The organism is Vallitalea guaymasensis (assembly GCF_018141425.1).
Taxonomy (GTDB): Bacteria; Bacillota; Clostridia; order Lachnospirales; family Vallitaleaceae; genus Vallitalea; species Vallitalea guaymasensis.
The window spans coordinates 883466-901520 of sequence record NZ_CP058561.1 but is presented as its reverse complement, the minus strand read 5'-3'; the positions used below and the strand labels follow the sequence as shown (position 1 = coordinate 901520).

16 protein-coding genes, 1 pseudogene and 1 riboswitch are annotated in these 18055 nt (G+C 30.4%); all 17 genes and pseudogenes read left to right on the top strand.

The genetic code is table 11. The annotated features are described in order from the left end of the window. The first annotated feature begins 12 nt into the window (after positions 1-12). The 17 genes and pseudogenes from HYG85_RS04035 to HYG85_RS03955 all read left to right on the top strand — a co-directional run bounded on the left by HYG85_RS04035 (position 13) and on the right by HYG85_RS03955 (position 18025). On the top strand, positions 13-1263 hold the full coding sequence (locus HYG85_RS04035; RefSeq protein ID WP_212692393.1) for a hypothetical protein: 1251 nt from the start codon (positions 13-15) through the stop codon (positions 1261-1263). A 129-nt stretch (positions 1264-1392) separates the two neighbouring features. After that, on the top strand, positions 1393-1923 hold the full coding sequence (locus HYG85_RS04030) for a hypothetical protein (protein WP_212692392.1): 531 nt from the start codon (positions 1393-1395) through the stop codon (positions 1921-1923). A 164-nt stretch (positions 1924-2087) separates the two neighbouring features. Beyond that, positions 2088-2756, top strand: a pseudogene (locus HYG85_RS04025) (PhzF family phenazine biosynthesis isomerase). A 216-nt stretch (positions 2757-2972) separates the two neighbouring features. Continuing rightward, positions 2973-4502, top strand: a complete 1530-nt coding sequence (locus HYG85_RS04020) for a GTP pyrophosphokinase (protein ID WP_113671802.1) — start codon at positions 2973-2975, stop codon at positions 4500-4502. Between the two features lie 453 nt (positions 4503-4955). Continuing rightward, positions 4956-6059, top strand: coding sequence for a C47 family peptidase (locus HYG85_RS04015; RefSeq protein WP_212692391.1), 1104 nt, complete (start codon positions 4956-4958; stop codon positions 6057-6059). A gap of 6 nt (positions 6060-6065) precedes the next feature. Further along, positions 6066-6389, top strand: a complete 324-nt coding sequence (locus tag HYG85_RS04010; protein WP_212692390.1) for a hypothetical protein — start codon at positions 6066-6068, stop codon at positions 6387-6389. 84 nt (positions 6390-6473) lie between these two features. Next, a riboswitch (cobalamin riboswitch) is annotated at positions 6474-6617 on the top strand. A gap of 204 nt (positions 6618-6821) precedes the next feature. After that, entirely contained in the window at positions 6822-8471 is a 1650-nt protein-coding gene (locus HYG85_RS04005) for an ABC transporter substrate-binding protein (RefSeq protein WP_212692389.1), read from the top strand. After that, on the top strand, positions 8471-9409 hold the full coding sequence (locus tag HYG85_RS04000; protein WP_212692388.1) for an ABC transporter permease: 939 nt from the start codon (positions 8471-8473) through the stop codon (positions 9407-9409). The genes HYG85_RS04005 and HYG85_RS04000 overlap by 1 nt, the downstream gene beginning before the upstream one ends. A 1-nt stretch (position 9410) precedes the next feature. After that, positions 9411-10220, top strand: coding sequence for an ABC transporter permease (locus HYG85_RS03995; protein ID WP_212692387.1), 810 nt, complete (start codon positions 9411-9413; stop codon positions 10218-10220). After that, the gene (locus tag HYG85_RS03990) at positions 10207-11145 is read left to right on the top strand and encodes an ABC transporter ATP-binding protein (protein ID WP_212692386.1); all 939 of its coding nucleotides are present in this window, start codon (positions 10207-10209) and stop codon (positions 11143-11145) included. The genes HYG85_RS03995 and HYG85_RS03990 overlap by 14 nt, the downstream gene beginning before the upstream one ends. Beyond that, positions 11138-11863 (top strand): ABC transporter ATP-binding protein, encoded by a 726-nt coding sequence (locus tag HYG85_RS03985; RefSeq protein ID WP_212692385.1) that lies wholly within the window; start codon positions 11138-11140, stop codon positions 11861-11863. Before HYG85_RS03990 ends, HYG85_RS03985 begins: the two co-directional genes overlap by 8 nt. 11 nt (positions 11864-11874) lie before the next feature. Further along, complete coding sequence (locus HYG85_RS03980) at positions 11875-12720, top strand: class I SAM-dependent methyltransferase (protein WP_212692384.1); 846 nt, start codon at positions 11875-11877, stop codon at positions 12718-12720. A gap of 127 nt (positions 12721-12847) precedes the next feature. Then, positions 12848-14677 carry a serine hydrolase gene (locus tag HYG85_RS03975; protein ID WP_212692383.1) on the top strand — a complete coding sequence of 610 codons (1830 nt, stop codon included), beginning with the start codon at positions 12848-12850 and terminating at the stop codon, positions 14675-14677. 84 nt (positions 14678-14761) lie between these two features. Then, entirely contained in the window at positions 14762-15439 is a 678-nt protein-coding gene (gene cobI / locus HYG85_RS03970) for a precorrin-2 C(20)-methyltransferase (RefSeq protein ID WP_212692382.1), read from the top strand. Continuing rightward, positions 15439-16212, top strand: coding sequence for a carbon-nitrogen hydrolase family protein (locus HYG85_RS03965; RefSeq protein WP_212692381.1), 774 nt, complete (start codon positions 15439-15441; stop codon positions 16210-16212). Before cobI ends, HYG85_RS03965 begins: the two co-directional genes overlap by 1 nt. Before the next feature lie 65 nt (positions 16213-16277). Next, positions 16278-17264, top strand: a complete 987-nt coding sequence (locus HYG85_RS03960) for a helix-turn-helix transcriptional regulator (RefSeq protein WP_212692380.1) — start codon at positions 16278-16280, stop codon at positions 17262-17264. Between the two features lie 194 nt (positions 17265-17458). Continuing rightward, positions 17459-18025, top strand: a complete 567-nt coding sequence (locus HYG85_RS03955; protein ID WP_212692379.1) for an L-2-amino-thiazoline-4-carboxylic acid hydrolase — start codon at positions 17459-17461, stop codon at positions 18023-18025. The last annotated feature ends 30 nt before the right edge of the window (positions 18026-18055 follow it).

Sequence of the window (18055 nt, the reverse complement as noted above, 5' to 3'; positions counted from 1 at the left end):
TGGAGGTTTCATATGCTTAAAAAAATTACTAATAAAGTACATAGTAAAGTATCTAAAGGAAATGTATTAGAAATTGAATATAATGTAGAAAGTCAAATCGTTTTCTATTTTTTAATGAGTTTGCTAAGTACCATATTTGCAATTGTTATCATTGTTGGAATCAAAGATAATACTTTAATTGATCCTATTTGGGAAGACATTCGTAAATCTTTATCTACTTTTATTCTTTGTAACTGGGTAATTTTGTTTCTTCATTTTATCCCTATTGTGCGGTATAAGACACAACCATTAGTAGCGATAGGTAGTGGGGTCATGTCCTTTGTGGCGGCTAATATACCTTACCTATTTGTATTATTAGCACTGGACGACAGAGATTGTCAACAATACACTAACTTGGTAATTATAGCTATGGGTTTTAGCATTTTTCTTATATTGATTCATATACTTAGATGTATTGATGGAATTCAACAACGACCCTTCCTAATAAAGCTTAATAAAATATATACACGATTTATAAAATTAGCTACATATATTGCTGCTGTGGCTGTTCTTATAGTATTATTTGGACAATATATTTTGTTGTTGATTACACAGATTACTGTATTACATGGAATCTATCCTATTCTATATGCAATCTATCAAGGATCATTGGTATGTATTGGTATATATCTTAATATTATTTTCTTGGAAATGTCTAAGGTATTTTTAAAATTGGCTTATCAAGTATTCAGGAATCCATCTTATAAAAACTCCTATAAAAAACACCAAAAGGAAGAAAAATCGAACAAGAGGTATAAGAAAAATAATAATAAGAAGAAGATAAAGTCTGCTGACACAATAATTAAAATGTTTTTCCTTAAACCTTTTCAATATTTGCTTTATATGTTTAGTATGTTTTTTCTGGTTACGATTGGTCATTGTTTTGACAATGGTATGCCAATTGGAGCTATTGTAAGCTTAGTAATTTTTCTTGGCTATTCAGCATTGATTTTAAAGTGGCTTTTAAGTTATGAGATAGCTATGATTGGAAAATGGCTCATTGGTTCTTTCTTTGCTTTGGATGTTGATTATATTTTTATGGTAATTACAATGTTAATTTTTGGAGAAGAAAAACTTAGTGCCATGATGAATTCGCTACCGCCAGTAGTGGTTCTTGTAGTTGGGACTATTATACTTTGTTTACCATTTGCTTTCTTTCGCCCTGGGAAAAGGATGGACAAAATTATAGACTACTTAAGGAATTTCTTGAAAGTTGTACATTAAGACTACTAGGAAATATCATTTTGTTAATATATATCGGGAAATATGCTATAATCTAGATTATAGTAAATTTACGCATATATTTAATATAGGATAATATTTTAAGTGATGATGTGGTTTAAGGGGGTTTTAATGTTGAGATTGATTAAATATATTTCTAAAAATAAGATTTCATCTATTGTTATAGTTATTCTAAGTGCATTGGTAATAATATTAAGTTCAAAATATTATAAGTTGAAAAGTTATGTTGATTCTAATATTGTAATTGAATCATGGGGTTTTGCAGTAAATAATTTTGGAATCATTGGATTGTTAGAACAAGACAAAATACAAGAAGATCGGGACAAAAAAATATATAAGCTTAGTTTTGAAATGTATGATCAATACAACGAGATATGTAGAGCATATGGAATGTCAGGTTTTTCAGGTAAGAAAAATACATTTGATAATAGATTAGTTGAAATACTTCATGATGATTTAAAGGACGTTAATTACTCTGAAATTTTGATGATACACAAAATGATAGAAGAAGTATTGATAGAACATAAAATATGCTACAAAGATCTAGAAAATTATATGAATACAAATGAAGTAGACTACAATAGGTTGCTTGTTAAGGAATGGAAGGAAATAATAATTAAGTTGGATTCATTAAGATTCTAAACTCTGGTCACTTTCTTAAGAGTAAGTAACTAAGAAAAAAGTGCGTACTTGTACAGCTTTGCCATTACGCTATAATAAATAATATATTACATATGTAATTAAGTCTATATAATCCAGGGGTAATGTTTTAGTACAATATTGTATTATTTTAGGAGGTAAACTTGATGAAAAAATATCGTTTATATCAAATAGATTCATTTACCAAAGATAAGTTTACAGGTAATCCTGCTGGGGTAATAACTAACGCAGATGGTTTGACTGAAAACGATATGCAGAAAATAGCAAGAGAGTTAAACAATTCTGAAACAGCCTTTGTTTTTTCTTCAGATACAGCAGATTATAATGTTTATATACGTTATTTTACTCCTACTAAGGAGGTTCCAATATGTGGGCATGCTACTATAGCAGCACACTATGCATTGGCTGTTGAAAATAACCTTGATACTACATGAATTAAACAAAAGTCAGGAGCAGGGATTCTACCAGTTGATATAATCAAGAAAAATGATGATTATAAAATAGTTATGACACAGGGAAAAATAGAATTTGGTATGTATATTGAAGATGAAAATAAGAAAACTCTATTATCAGCTTTGGGAATTAATGAAAATGATCTATTGGAAAATTGTCCTATTCAAATTGTTTCAACAGGTCACTCAAAAGTTATGATAGGCATAAAGAGCAACACAATATTAAATCAACTGAAACCCAATTATAATGCACTCTCTCAGTTGAGCGAAATCATAGAATGTAATGGATATTATGTTTTTACCCAAGATTCAAAAGATGAAAATAAAGCAGTTACTGTATTTCAATCAGAATTAATAATATAATCTTAGTATTAAATGAGAAAATATATATTTTAAAGGGTAAGGTGACTCATAGCGGGTCATCTTTTTTTATGGAAAAATGGGTAATTTTTTGCTTTTGAGTATTTTATATAAAAAAATATGGTTGACTTATTGTTTATACTGTATAATAAAAGTATAGGGAAAGACTACACTAATTTACAAGAAAATAGATACACTTCGTGATGCATAGGAGGAATTATGGAATTAAAGCTATTTGGATTTATACATGATGTGACGAATTATTTAGAAGATAAAGCAGATGATTTGGAAATAGCATCAAATGAAATAAAAGTTTTTCTAAAAGAATTATTAGAGGTAAGTACCGATGGTTACTTGAACATCAATAGAAGAGTAAAATCAGTTCCTAGTTTAAAAGAAAAGATTATCAGAAATAATTCCTATAAGGAATATGATTCCCCAGAAGAATTTATATCCAATTTATCTGACTTGATTGGTATAAGAATAGAGTGCAGATTCATTGAAGACGAATATAAAATATATGAAATATTGAAGAGATGTTTTAGTATGTGCCACTCAGATGGATATTACTATAACTCCCTTAACAAAAACATTAGACTGGAACTGGATGGACCACAGCCCCAAAAACAAAAAAATGGTTTTGAAATATATAGGATAGATGGGGTCTATGAATATGATGATGAATTATTTAATTTTGAACTTCAAATAAAATCCCTTGTTAATGTGTTTTGGGGGGAAATAGAACACAAGATAATATATAAAAACAATAATTACACCATATGGGACAGTTTTTTCAAAGATATCATGGGGTCCATAAACGAAAATCTTTCTATGATAGATAAGCAATTACATATTATTGATGATCAATTTAAACAACTAAATACAATCAGTCCATCAGTTAGAAAAAATCAAATTGAAACTACTCTTGCAAAAATGATTTATGATATCTTTTCAATAAAGATAAAGAGTAGCATTGGTTTTATTGTGGATTTTAGAAAATCATGTGATACCATTATGAAATATATCTTCAGGTCCAATCATGCAGAAAACTTGGACGATTATAATAAGACACTGGTAAAAACATTTTCAAGACTCAATGATATAAGTGAGAATGAGATTGATTTTACTCATGAGATAGTATTTGAAAGAGAAATAGAATTAGAAGATGAATTCTCTAGAGTTATGGGAGAAACTATCATTGCTTCAATTAATAGTGATTTTCAATGGAATATCTTCTTTAGAGTATTATTTGAAATAGAGCTTGGTAATAATGTTGAGGATTTTGAAACATTCATCCAATTTATAAAGGAGAGGTTCAGTAAAAATAGAAGTCTATCAAAACTATATGTGTTATTTGAAGATAAACAAGCAGAGGAAATGATAGAGGATTTACTAGAAACCATTGTATATACTTTTAAGAAGATTGATTCCATAAAGTTCATTTACGATACAAGCATAGAGGAGATAAATCATACACTAAGGTATATAGTTGGACTTATATGTAAAAACATTCAAAACTATGAGGATTGGTTAGAATATAAAGAAATATATCTGGAATATTTTCAGGTTAAGATTCTATCCATATTTGATTATAAAATTGAAATGTCAAAAGTAAAGAGATTCTTGAAAAAAGCTAAGACGGAATCAAGTATAATAGGAATTAGTGAAGATATCTTAGGATATACCCATGAATTAGAATCACTATCTTTAATAGAAGCGGATAAAGCCTTGAAACTTTTCAAGTTATAACATGATAGAAATGTATAGTATAACATATTCTTATCTCAATAAAACGCCCTGATGGGCGTTTTTTAATATCTAATAATAAAAATCCACCATTTAGGTAAGTATTACTTATTTTAATATTGAAAATTATTACATATTTAAAATATGTATAATTAAATTATAATATTAAAGTTAGTACTATATTTAACATTAAAATGTATATTAATAATAGTATTTATACTAAAAATATTAAAAATAATACATTATTAACACAAATCTACAAATTATTTAAAAAATTAATTGTATAATGTATTAATGAAAGGGGTGATAGAAGATAAATGTAAAATGACATTTCTAGATACATTCAAGTTACAAGAATCAACATAAATTATGTTCACATATATATTAAGTTGAAATGTAACCGGCAACAAGTAGGTTATATTATAAAGTAATAATTAGAATAGGGAGGAAGAATGAATGAAAAAAATTTTAAGTCTATTATTAGCAGCATGTCTAGTTATATCTACTACAATAGTTAGTAATGCAAGTGATTTGGGTGTATATCTTTTAACTAAGGAGTGCCCTCAGAATATACATAATTATGTTAATAATAATATTAACAATTTCCTAAACTCTAAATCCAATGAAGGTGAAATTAGTTTAGAAGATATTACAATAGGACAGGTATTCAGTATAGAAAAAGAAAATGTATCCGATCTTGATGTGTTTTATTTTCCTGTATTTCAAAAAGGACATCTTAAATATACATTTAGAGTGTATGAAGTAGATGGAAATATTACAGGTATATTATCTCCTTATTTAGTAAAGGAACTTTTAAGTGTTAGTGGTAAAACAACAACAAATAGTCCTGCAAGATTAGCTATGAATAATGGAAATGTAGTAACAGTAATTAACGATAAGATTACTACAATTAAAAAGGACCCTCTAGGTAGAAGGGTTAACAATTACTCAATAAATAATGAAAACTATAGTAATATTACAGTAAACATAAATGAAAAAAATGATAAAAATATTATTAAAGGTTTACATACTTCAAAAAGACAATTATTCTCTTTGGATAGTGTATCTTCTAATAATCTATCTCTTGATTTAGCTGAGACTCAAGGGCAACAATCATGGTGTTCAGCTTTTGCTGGAGCTGCAATAATTAGATACAAGACTCATACTAATGTATTCGCAAAAGATATAATGAAATATTATCATCCAAATAGTGAAAAATTAGAAGACGAGTATATCACTAACTATCAACTTATCAGATATGCACAGAGGAAAGGTCTTTACCCAAGAAGGAGATCATATACATTATCACTTAGTTCAGTTGTATCACAAATAGACAACTCTCAGCCAATGTATATAGGATGCCAAGGAAGAGGAGATTACGAAGGAGCTAGACATGCATTAGTGCTTAGAGGTTATGATAAAACTAACAACACTTATTCAATATGGAATCCTTGGTATAAATACTATGAAACAATGCCAATGGATACAAAAGTATATACAGTAGATCCTTCAGCAAGTTTTAAGTGGGATACTACAATATATGATTGGAGCAAATTATAGATCCTAATGAATAATAAAGTAAAAGGTAAAAGTAAAATTGTTAAAAAACCATATGTAATGTATGACAGCAACCTATATGGTATATCTACAGAATTGCCAAAATCATATCCATATAATAATATGCTGGAATCAATAACATATGTAGGAACAATTAGTGAAACAATTAATAGTTGTGAAATGCCAACACAAAATTTTCAAGCAAATAAAGATGGATATAAGAATGCAAAAGTTTATGTAGATGAAGATGAGAGTAGAATCTATCTAAGATTCAACGAAGGTCTTGAAAATGATGAATTGGTAAGATTTGATAAAGATAATAAAGCAATATAGAATAGATAATTTATTAATAACTATTGTGTTCTTTGATTTTTGAAGGTATAATGTTAGTGACATACAAAGTAAGAAAATTAAAATTGAATATAAATATATTAAGGTGCCTTAGCAATAAGGAGAATAGGAAAGTCAGTTAAAGTCTGACACGGACCCACCACTGTAAGTAGTAATGATGTTATGTTTTATACTACGAGTCAGGAGACCTGCCTTAATATTGTTAGATTAGTCGAAAGGGGATAAAATTCGTACTTATCATTTTAGTTGCTTTTATAAATGGGTTAAAGGCTCTTAACGTTTGTTAAGGGCTTTTTTTATTAAAAGAATTAAATTGTTTTATATCCTCTTTCACCAAATTGTTTTAATGTGGAGTCTCTATATTAGGATAAGGAGTCCCATATAAAATATAAAAATAAGGAAGAGGAGAAAACAATGAAAAAAAGAGCAGTATTAGTAACTTTTTTGGTTCTCATTATGATGATTACAGGATGTAAGAATAATCAAGACATAAAGGCGGACCAAAATCTACAAGAAGAACAAAAATCAGGATCAGCAAATGTAGATAATGGTGCAGAAGATAACACAGATTCAGTGAAGCCGGTGAATGAAGAAGTGTTAATTGACCAATCCAAAGAGATTGTACTAGCAGGAACAAGGAATATTGCACCTGGAGAAAAAGATGCCTATTACTGTAGTTCTGCATTGATGGTATGGGAACCACTTATTACAAAAGGTTCAGATTATGGTCCTAAGCCAAAACTTGCAGCAAGTTATTCTGCAAACGAAGATTATACTGTATGGACATTCAAGTTAAGAGAAGATGTCAAGTTCCATGATGGAGAAGTGTTTAATGCAGATGCTGTCATTGCTAATTTTGATAGAATGAAACTAGGGAAAAAGTCTTCAAGTTTTTATGGGATGGATATTAACAGAACATATCCAGGGCTGCTTGAAGTGAATAAAAAAGATGATTATACAATAGAATTAGTCTTTGAAAATCCTTTGCCAACATTGGATTATTCAATGACTGATTTTGGTAGTGCTATGTTCAGCCCTAATAATTTTGATGAGGAAGGTAATTTCAATGGTTTTCCTATGGGAACTGGACCTTTCAAATTAACTGAAAATGTTCTTGATGAGTATTGTGTAATCGAGAAAAACAATGATTATTATGGTGAAAAAGCATTAGCTGAAAGAATTAAAATAAAAGTTATCCCATCACCTGATACACGATTTGCTGCATTAAAAGCAGAAGAGGTAATGGGTGTTATCGATCTTGGGGCTATTCAGCCTGTGATGGCTATGGAATTAATAAAAGACAATCGATTTGGCATATCACACACACCAAGTACAATTACCCATTACATACTTTTGAATGGTAACAAAGAGCCTTTTAATGATCTAAGGTTAAGACAGGCAGTCAGTTTATTAATTGATAGACAATTGATTATTGATAGTTTTTATGCAGGTTTAGGTGAACCTACAGTAAATGTACTTAATGCATGTACTCCTTTCTATAAAGAATTTGATATTGAACATGATGTTGAAAAGGCAAAAAAATTGGCAAAAGAAGTCCTTGGTGATGAAAGAGTGAAGGTTTCTTTCGTTTTAAGACAAGGTGAGCTGGATAGATACCCAAACAAAGAAGAAGCTCAGTTATTGCAGTCTCAACTTAGTGAACTGGGAATAGATGCTGAGATTACAATTCTTGAAAGTTCAGCATGGAATGATGTGGTTAAGGCTGGTGATTTTGATATCAGCTTAAAGATAAAAGGATTATCCAGTGCTGAGCCAAACACTCTGTTTAAAACTATGATGAAAACTGACAATGGATTAAATAAAAGATGGAATTTTGGCTATTCCAATAAAACAGTAGATACATTAATAACTGATGTTGAAAACGAAACAGATATGGATAAGCGTAAGGAAATATATAAAAAGATTCAAGGGTATTCAGTCAATGAATTTCCAGCTGTTCCATATTTTAATGATGTGAACTTAATTGCTTACAACAAAAAAATTGAAGGCTACGAAGCTATGTATTACGGCGTATCTCTTGAAAAGACAAAATGGGCTGAGTAATGGGTAGCTATATATTAAAGAAGATGCTAAATGTGATTCCTGTACTTATAGGTATCACATTAGCAGCTTTTCTACTAGGTGTATTGTCTCCAGGAGATCCTGCATATATTTCTCTTACAAGGGATGGTATAACAGAACCTAGTGATGAGGAAATAGAAGAGAAACAACATGAGCTTGGTTTGGATTTACCTGTACATAAACAATATTTTAATTGGTTAAAAAAAGTGATTAAACTTGATTTTGGACAAAGTATATATACTGGGGAATCCATTGGAGAAGAATTAGCGAGGAGATTACCTATTACTCTTAAGCTTGCAATGTATGGTTTTATACTTACAAGTATGTTTGGTATATTGATAGGTGTCATCATGACATTATTTAGAGGCAGTTTTATAGATAGTTCTTTAAGATTCTTTTGTACACTTATATCATCTATACCAAATTTTTGGCTTGCAATAATTCTTATTACCATATTTGCTGAGACATTACAAATTTTGCCAACAAGTGGTTATGAATCAGAGAAATCATTGATTTTACCTTCAATTGTTGTATCCCTTACAAGTATTGGTTTTATTGCAAGGCTTACAAGAGCCAGTTTTCTGAAAGTATTATCAAAAGAATTTATTGTACTTGCAAATGCTAAAGGGCTTAGAAGTTATACTATAGGAATCATCCATATATTTAAAAATGGAATTATACCAGTTTCTACTTATCTAGGCTTATATTTTGCAGCTATTCTAGGTGGTTCAAGTATTGTTGAAAGTATTTTTGCCCTTCCAGGAATAGGCAGTTATGCTATTGAATCCATCTATGCAAGGGACTACTATGTTATTCAGGCATATGTCATATTGACAGGAACCACCTATATACTCGTGAACTTAGGTCTTGACTTATTATATTTTGCTATAAATCCTAAAATAAAAGAAAGTGAGTGCTAATATGAAAATAAAAATACCTCTAAGTGTTTTGATACTGATTATTTTATTGAGTATATTAGCACCAATAATTGCTCCATACGACCCCTTGGCAGTAGATATGAAATCAAAATTGGAACCACCAAGCCAGACACATCTGCTGGGTACAGATTCTCTGGGGAGAGATACCTTTAGTAGAGTATTGTATGGTGGAAGACAATCCCTTTTACTGGCATTGATTGCAACCATATTATCTATGTGTCTTGGTATAATCATTGGCGCATTAGCAGGATATTATGGTGGTGCATTAGATTCATTCATTACATCTGTTTCAAATATATTCATGGGATTACCAGGGACAAGTATTATGATTGCTCTAGTAGGTATACTTGGACCATCCATGAGAAGTTTGATTATAGCCATTGTGGTCAATTCATGGGTATCATTTTCAAGGCTTATAAGAGTAGAAGTCATGAATGTTAAGAATGAGTACTTTATTGATAATCTCAAGAATATAGGAGGGTCTGATTCACTGATTATCTTAAAGCACATTTTGCCTAATATATCTGATAGCTTGATTATTGTTTTTGTATCAAAGATAGGCGGGGTTGTGTTAGGGGTTGCCGCTCTTAGCTATTTAGGATTAGGTCTAAGTCCCCCACAACCTGATTGGGCTATTATGATTAATGATGCAAGACCATATTTTAGAAGTCATTTACAACTGGTTTTAGCACCAGGGTTTTGTATTATAGCGTTTGTATGGTCAGTACATAGTATAGGTGACGGCATCAGAGATAGAATGGATGTAGGAGGACTTAGGAATGAAGACTTCTAATATTGATATAACTAATCTTAGTGTTACCTTTGATACTAAATATGGAAAAGTACAAGGTGTTGATGATGTAAGCATCACTTTTCCCAAGGATGTTGTGACAGGAATAATTGGTGAAACAGGAAGTGGCAAATCATTACTAGGTATGTCCATACTACGCTTATTGTCCAATGAGGCAATTGTTACAGGACAGTGTTTTTATAATGGACAAGATCATATGAAACTATCAAAGGCACAAATAAAAAAAATACGAGGTAGTCAGATCGGGTTTATTCCTCAAAATCCAGATTTATCACTAAACCCCATATTGACCATTCAAAGACAGCTCATAGAATCCTTGTTGACCCATACCAACATAAGTAAACAAGAGGCAAAGGAAAAAGTCAGATCATACTTAAAACAATTTGGCTTCAAGGATATTGATAAGATAATGAAATCCTATCCCTTTCAGCTTAGTGGAGGCATGAATCAGAGGATACTATGTATCATAGGTATTATCTGCAATCCTGATTTTGTTATTGCTGATGAACCTACAAAAGGTCTTGATGCCAAACTTAGAAAAATAGTCTATGAAAACCTTATAAAAGTAAAGAAGAATTATACATCAAGTATGATTATCATAACCCATGACTTGTATTTTGCAGGAAAATTTTGTGATGAAATCGTTGTTATGTATAAAGGGCAGGTTGTTGAAATGGGATATAGCAAAGATGTGATTAACAATCCAAGACACCCCTATACAAAAGGATTGATAGGTTCAACAATTAGAAAAGGCATGGTACCAATTAATCCCCCAGATAGCAAGGAAAATACGTCCAAGTGTAAATTTTATACTAGATGTAACCAACGTAATACCAAATGTATAGATTCAACGATTGAGATGAAAAGAATTCCTGGTGGAAAGGTACGATGTTGTGCATATGATTAAAGTAGATAATGTATCCATGAGATTTAAGAAAAGAGAAGTATTAGAAGATATTAATTTTACTGTTGAATCGGGGACTAAGGTTGGAATCGTTGGTGATAGTGGAAGTGGCAAATCTACATTAGCAAGGCTGATTACTGGACTTGCCATACCCAGAAAAGGTCAAATCTACCTTAATGGTGTAAAAACAACAGAATATAGAAGAAAAGAAAAGAGCAAGGTGGTGCAGATGGTTTTTCAGCACCCTCAAAGCAGTTTTGATGAAAAAAGGAAGATAGGTTATCAGTTAGAAGAAGTTGGACGTATTCACCATAGAGATTATAGTAAGGAAATCAAGAGGTTACTTAATGTGTTTTTAGTGGATGCTAAGTTAATGGACCGTTATCCATATCAGATTAGCGGGGGAGAAGCACAGCGGCTTTCAATTATCAGATGTTTGCTACTCAAACCTAAAGTATTGATTATGGATGAACCTACATCAATGCTGGATGTATCTGTTCAAGCAGAGATTATTGATTTTCTCCTAAGGGTTCAAGAAAAAGAGAAAATGACATTTGTTTTTGTATCCCATGATATTGAATTAGTAAGTCATGTGTGCGATAAGATTATTATTATTGACAACAAGCAAATAATAGAAGAAGGCACTATAAAGGAAGTTATTGAGCAACCTAAAAGTACCTATACAAAAAATCTAATCGAGAGTTTTGAATACTTTTACTGATGGAGGTTTTGATGAACAATAGTTTATATATAAGTCAATTGAAGAAGGATACTAATGATATGTGGCGAGAAACACTTGGATGCAGCGGTGAAATTGCTTATAAAAGAGCTCATGATGATAAGATAGAAAAGGAATTTTGGGAAAAGTATTCCCTTATTTACGATACCATTCCATCATTGTATGATTACTGGCCAGAAACTTTTGACAAGTTAGTTGATATCATTGGTACCCAAAAAGACGTTATAGAATTTGGAGCAGGAACAGGCAAATTTACATTACCAATGGCATTAAAGCAAAAACAAGTTACAGCTATTGACTTTTCAAAAGATATGCTACAGAAGTTACAATGCAAAATTGGAGATTTAACCAATATTCATACGGTTCATGGAAAAATAGAAGATATGGAAAACTATAACGTGGATAGTGTATATTCTGTAAATGCTATATATAGGATATCGGATATGAAAGTAGCTATAAAAAAAATACGTTCTTTTGCAAGAGAAAAAGTGGTTTTTGTATGGACAATGCAGCGAAGTAAATATGATGAAATATTGAATAGTACCAACAAAAAAGGTATTCTTCGTCGTCAAGAGTATATCCATATCATGAATATTCTATATGACTTAGGTATTGATGGCAATCTGGAAATAATGGATGTTCATAAAAAGATTAAGATTGATAACATTCAATCCAATTATGAAGAACTGAAAGAAATTGCTGGAAGTTATGATTTGGATGCTGATTATCTGATAGATACCTTTAATCAACGTGTTACCAATGAAAATGGTATTACATACTATCAATGTCCTCAAAAAGTAGCATATATTTATTTTGATGGATGTGCCAATTGTAATTGAAGTTTATTGCCATACTAAATAAACAGTATCATTGCATAAACGATATTGACATTCATTTTCAAATGTGATAATATAGCACCGATATATATCAGTGCTATATTTTGGGAGATTATCAAAGGAGGTTGACATGAACTTAAAAAAGGTTACATTTGGATTAATTATGATATGCATGATGTTCAATTTATTTTATATGGTTGCTAGGGCTTCATATGGTGAATCTAATTTTAATAAAATAGATGAAATAGTTAAAGAACATATAGGAAATGATGTGCCAGGAGCGTGTGTCATAGTCAAGAAGAATGGGGAAACCATGTTTCAAAAGGCTTATGGATATGCAAATCTAGAGGATAAGAAAAGTATTGAGTTGGACAAAACAGTATTTGAATGGGGTTCAATATCAAAGACCTTCATATGGATAAGTTTAATCCAATTGGAAGAGAAGGGTATAATAAAGTTTGATGAGGATGTAAGAGCGTATTTACCAAAAGATTTTTTGAAAAACTTAAAATATGAATCAAAAGTCACAGTACTTGATTTAATGAATCATACAGCTGGATTTGAAGATTATTTTAATGATATTAGAATGACAGATAAGGAAGCATTTCAACCTCTATCAAAGACATTAATGGATAAACAGCCTCTTCAGGTATATGAACCAGGTGAATTAAGTGGATATTCTAATTGGGGTGCGGCATTGGGCGCACTTATAGTAGAAAGAAGCTCAGAAATGGAATATTCGGAATATGTAAGAAAAAACATACTGATTCCTTTAGAATTAGAAGAGGTGAGTATACATCCCTTTGGAAAAGATATATCAGGTTTATATGAGAACAAAGCTACAGGGTACAGTAAAAAGAAAAATGGGTTAGAAGATGCAGGCTGGATGCATCTAAGCGTCTTTCCAGCAGGGTCATTTAATGGTACTGCATTGGATTTGGCAAAATATGCAGATGCTTTAGCTAATCGTTCAGAGTTATTATTCAAAGACAACAAAGTATTTTTAGATGAATTATTATCTAGTGTTACACTAACTGGTCAAGGTGAAGTAAAATATGGCTTTTGGAGATATCCAGGAAAAGACAGCATATATGGTCACGAAGGTGGTACATATGGTTTTAAGACTCAAATTTGGTTCAATCTGAAAACGAAAGAATCCATAACGATCATAGTAAATGCAATGGATTCACTGATATTTTCAGAGATAATGACTTCATTAGAACCTATAGAATTATATGAAGATAAGGGGAGTATTCCTCTAGACAAATACGAGATTAAAAGTATTGTAGGTGATTATATACCAGCAAGATCAGTATATTCAAATCCTACAAAGATATATGGAGACTTGCAGCTTATTAGCATCAGGCAGGTGGATGAAGAGAGAATTAGTCTTAAAATGCCATTCTTCAAGAAAAAAGCTATATATGAGTATAAGGGTGACGGTATTTTTTATAACCCTGATATGCCGTTGCAAGAACGTATAATTCGTTTTAAGAAAAATGATGATAAGATGATTATTAATTATCGAATAGCTCATGATTATGTACCAGCACCTAATAATAGGACGTTTTTTTATATTATATTGAGAATAGTGCTATTGAGTATTAGTATTCTATATTTTGTCATATCATTTATACTTGGAGTCAAAAAATATAGAGGAAACAGAAACCGTAAACAAAAAAGAAAATGCTTGCTTAGAATGGGCATATCTATTACATTTATTATAATGGTATTGCAATCTGGATATTTTTTCTTTGGATGTTTATCCACTTATAATGTTCAATCTATCCACTTGACAATCACTAGGTATAGTAATACTGTGTTAAGTTTGTTAGGATTATTATTTGCAATATTATACATGTACAAAAATCCTGAAATCAAAAAAAATGATGTACTAGCTATGATTTTGTATGTTATATCAATATATATTTTTATTGAATATAAGTTTTTGATAATATAATAATACAAAACTGCTGTGATAATTGATATAATGATATAAATAATAAGTTTGAAATATTATTAAATATAGAGAGGAAGAATACTAATGCAACTAACTGTAATTGGAGTAGGACCTGGAGATAGTGAATTATTAACGATAAAAGCAGTACGTATGATTAAAGAAGCAGATGTTATTCTAGTACCAGTAAAAAAAGAAGGATCAACTAATAGCACGGCTCTTAGTATTGCAAAACCATATATAGAAGATATGGATAAGGTACAGTACTTATATTTTCCAATGATAGATTGTGATGAAAACAAAAACTATGTTGATACTATTTTCAAGGGAAATGGGGAAAAAATTAATCGTCAGTTACAAGAAGGTAAAAAGATGGTTTATCTTACCCTTGGTGATCCTATGATCTACAGTACATTTACATATATCAGTCAGTATTTAGATGGGGTTCAGTATATTCCTGGTATACCATCATTCCTTAATGGAGCAGCGTTAAGTAAAAGTCCCCTTTGCATAGGAAAAGAATCAATGGCTGTTGTAAATATGACAGATGATGAAGATACAATAAAACAAGTATTCAACCTCCACGATAGTATTGTTGTTATGAAGGTATGTACTAATCAAAAATTATTAAAAAATCTAATTGAACAAGGAAAGAGAAATGCTATTTTTATGTCTAATATTGGACTTGATAATGAGCATTTTACCACAGATATCAATTATCTGGATGAAAAAGTTCCATACTTCACAATAGGAATCATTCGATAATGAAAATAGCAATTGTACAGACAAAACCAGTGATTAATGAAATTGAAAATAATATGAGGACAATAATATCATTTATTGATGAAGCCAAAGAACAAGAAGCCCAGCTTATATGTTTTCCAGAAATGGCTTTTAATGGTTATAACTTTGATAACTTGGAATGGCAAGTGAATCAACAGAAAAAATATCTTAATCTCTTACAAGGAAAAGCAAAGATAGATAATATGACTATAGTTATTGGTGGTATTGAAAAAGTGACAGATAGATACTACTTAGCTCAATATATCATAGATGATTCAATAAGAAGTTATAACAAGATTCATATAGGTTCTAAAGAAAGTCGTTTTGTTGCGGCAGGGGAAGAAATCAAAGTGTTCACTAAGAAAGAATTGACTTTTGGAATTATGATGTGCTACGATACACATTTTCCTGAATTATGTACTTATATGGCATTATCAGGTGCAGATTTAATCTTAGCTCCCTCTGCAGTTCCAAATGACCCTAGTAAAAGAATAGAGGCATGGAAAAAATACTTGGTGGCAAGAGCTTATGACAACCGTGTCTATATTGCGGCTAACAATCTTATCTTTTACCAAGGTGGTGGAGGTATGATTTGTTATAATCCAAGTGGAGATATGATTGATTGTAATTCTAGTAATAATGAAGATATGTTGATATTTGAAGTAGAAAAACAAAATTATTCAAAAACCTCAATGAAACAAAGGAATTTTATATTAGATAGAAAACCTGAAGTATACAAGAAATATAATCTCTAATATTTAGAAATGCTCAATATTGAACTATATAAGAAACTAATAGATTAAATTACAAGAGGTAAAAAATGATAAATAATAATCTAGAGCAAGTCATGAATGATCCCATGTTATTTAAATTATATGATATCAAAAATGTAACGGAAGACATAATAGAATGTATAGTAAAAGAACAATATGGTAAAGGTAAAATCCTTTTCATTACTATTGAAGAAGGGATTTTCGTTGAATATTCAGATTGCTATTTCCATTATATTGATAACTCTGATGTGAAGTTTAATAAAGACATAATCACTATGTATCAAATGCTTGAAGGAAATGCCATAATGAATATTAATGACAAGAAGTCAATAATAGTCAAAAAAGGTGATATTTTTAACTTTGCAGGCAATAATCAGTTTTCCAGTTTTGATGGAGACTATAAAAACTTGGTTTCAATAAGTATATTTGGATATTACGAGTGTATTCAAAGGTTCTTCTTAGGCTTTTTTAAGGACGATACAATAGTCAAGGATTACTATTCACATATGAAAAGTATAGATGGAGGACTGGTCTATAAGAATAATTTGATACTTGAAAAGTTATTTTTGGAGTTATTCGAGAGTGTAAAAGATAATAATAACTATCTAATCAAGTTGAAAGCTTTGGAAATAATGTATCATGGTATGACACATCATGCAAAATATGTTGATGTAAAAAGAAAAGAGTACGATCAATACTATATTAAACGAGTATATGAAGTAAAGAATTATCTAGATGAGAACTGGAATAAGAAAATTAGCTTGGAGGAAATTGCTCAACTCCATAATATTAATAAGACATACTTGAAAGAGATATTTAAAGACTCCTTTGATATTTCACCTCATAAATATGTAATAAAAATACGACTTAGCAAGTCAAAGGATTTACTAGACAATAGAAATTTAAAAATAACTGAAATTGCAAGTATGACTGGATTTTCGTCAGCCAGTAGATATTCTGAAAGTTTTAAGAATTTTTTTGGGTATTTGCCTTCTGAATATCGTAAAAATTCTAGTTCAAATAGAGAGCAATAAATACACAAATTAGTTTCGGCTGAAATGTGTATTTTTTTTGCTGTTATGTAGTATAAATGATAATGGATATCATTTATACTTGTTTTATATAGAATAATATAAAAAAATTGGTAAAGATGAATCGTTATTAATAATATTTTTTATGAAAATTATGGGTTGTATTATTGATGACAATTTAAGAATAGGAGGATTATATGAATGCTTTCTTAGTTGAGAAATTTGGAGAAGATAAGGGTAATCATCTGTTTTCTCTTCAACAAGCACGATTAGAGGAGCTTCTGAACAAGACAAGAGGAAAAACCGAGAAACAGATGAAAACACTCAGAAATACGATTATGCCTAGAATAGCACTTTATCAAATACTGCAGGAATCTGGTATTGAGCAACAGAAGTCTTATGATATTGTAAAAGAGTATATGGTAGATGTTGTATGTGCAAGAATGAAAAAGCAATTTAGAAGAATGGAAAAAATACCTTTCTTTTATAGAATATTCAAGAAGAATATTATTAATAGTCTCTTAAAAGGTGGAAATTGGGAATCAGAATTGATCCATGATGATAGCAAGAGTTTCACTGCACATGTCCATAAGTGTTTATGGTATGATGCTACTGTAGAGAACGGATGCCCTGAGTTGTGTAGAGCTTTCTGTGAATGTGATGACATCAATTTTGATGTATTTACAAAGATAGACTTTTATCGTGAAGGTGCTCTTGGTATGGGAGCTGATAAATGCGATTTTACTTTTAAGAAGGCTAAGTAATGATAAGTAAGAATAATAATTAGCTTGTAT

Excerpts from the sequence above, each read along its gene's own strand:
- cobI (WP_212692382.1), top strand. The coding sequence starts at position 14,762 with ATGCAACTAACTGTAATTGGAGTAGGACCTGGAGATAGTGAATTATTA.
- HYG85_RS03990 (WP_212692386.1), top strand. The coding sequence starts at position 10,207 with ATGAAGACTTCTAATATTGATATAACTAATCTTAGTGTTACCTTTGAT.
- HYG85_RS03980 (WP_212692384.1), top strand. The coding sequence starts at position 11,875 with ATGAACAATAGTTTATATATAAGTCAATTGAAGAAGGATACTAATGAT.
- HYG85_RS04010 (WP_212692390.1), top strand. The coding sequence starts at position 6,066 with ATGAATAATAAAGTAAAAGGTAAAAGTAAAATTGTTAAAAAACCATAT.
- HYG85_RS03965 (WP_212692381.1), top strand. The coding sequence starts at position 15,439 with ATGAAAATAGCAATTGTACAGACAAAACCAGTGATTAATGAAATTGAA.
- HYG85_RS04035 (WP_212692393.1), top strand. The coding sequence starts at position 13 with ATGCTTAAAAAAATTACTAATAAAGTACATAGTAAAGTATCTAAAGGA.
- HYG85_RS04000 (WP_212692388.1), top strand. The coding sequence starts at position 8,471 with ATGGGTAGCTATATATTAAAGAAGATGCTAAATGTGATTCCTGTACTT.
- HYG85_RS03960 (WP_212692380.1), top strand. The coding sequence starts at position 16,278 with ATGATAAATAATAATCTAGAGCAAGTCATGAATGATCCCATGTTATTT.
- HYG85_RS03985 (WP_212692385.1), top strand. The coding sequence starts at position 11,138 with ATGATTAAAGTAGATAATGTATCCATGAGATTTAAGAAAAGAGAAGTA.
- HYG85_RS04015 (WP_212692391.1), top strand. The coding sequence starts at position 4,956 with ATGAAAAAAATTTTAAGTCTATTATTAGCAGCATGTCTAGTTATATCT.
- HYG85_RS04005 (WP_212692389.1), top strand. The coding sequence starts at position 6,822 with ATGAAAAAAAGAGCAGTATTAGTAACTTTTTTGGTTCTCATTATGATG.
- HYG85_RS04030 (WP_212692392.1), top strand. The coding sequence starts at position 1,393 with ATGTTGAGATTGATTAAATATATTTCTAAAAATAAGATTTCATCTATT.
- HYG85_RS04020 (WP_113671802.1), top strand. The coding sequence starts at position 2,973 with ATGGAATTAAAGCTATTTGGATTTATACATGATGTGACGAATTATTTA.
- HYG85_RS03975 (WP_212692383.1), top strand. The coding sequence starts at position 12,848 with ATGAACTTAAAAAAGGTTACATTTGGATTAATTATGATATGCATGATG.
- HYG85_RS03955 (WP_212692379.1), top strand. The coding sequence starts at position 17,459 with ATGAATGCTTTCTTAGTTGAGAAATTTGGAGAAGATAAGGGTAATCAT.
- HYG85_RS03995 (WP_212692387.1), top strand. The coding sequence starts at position 9,411 with ATGAAAATAAAAATACCTCTAAGTGTTTTGATACTGATTATTTTATTG.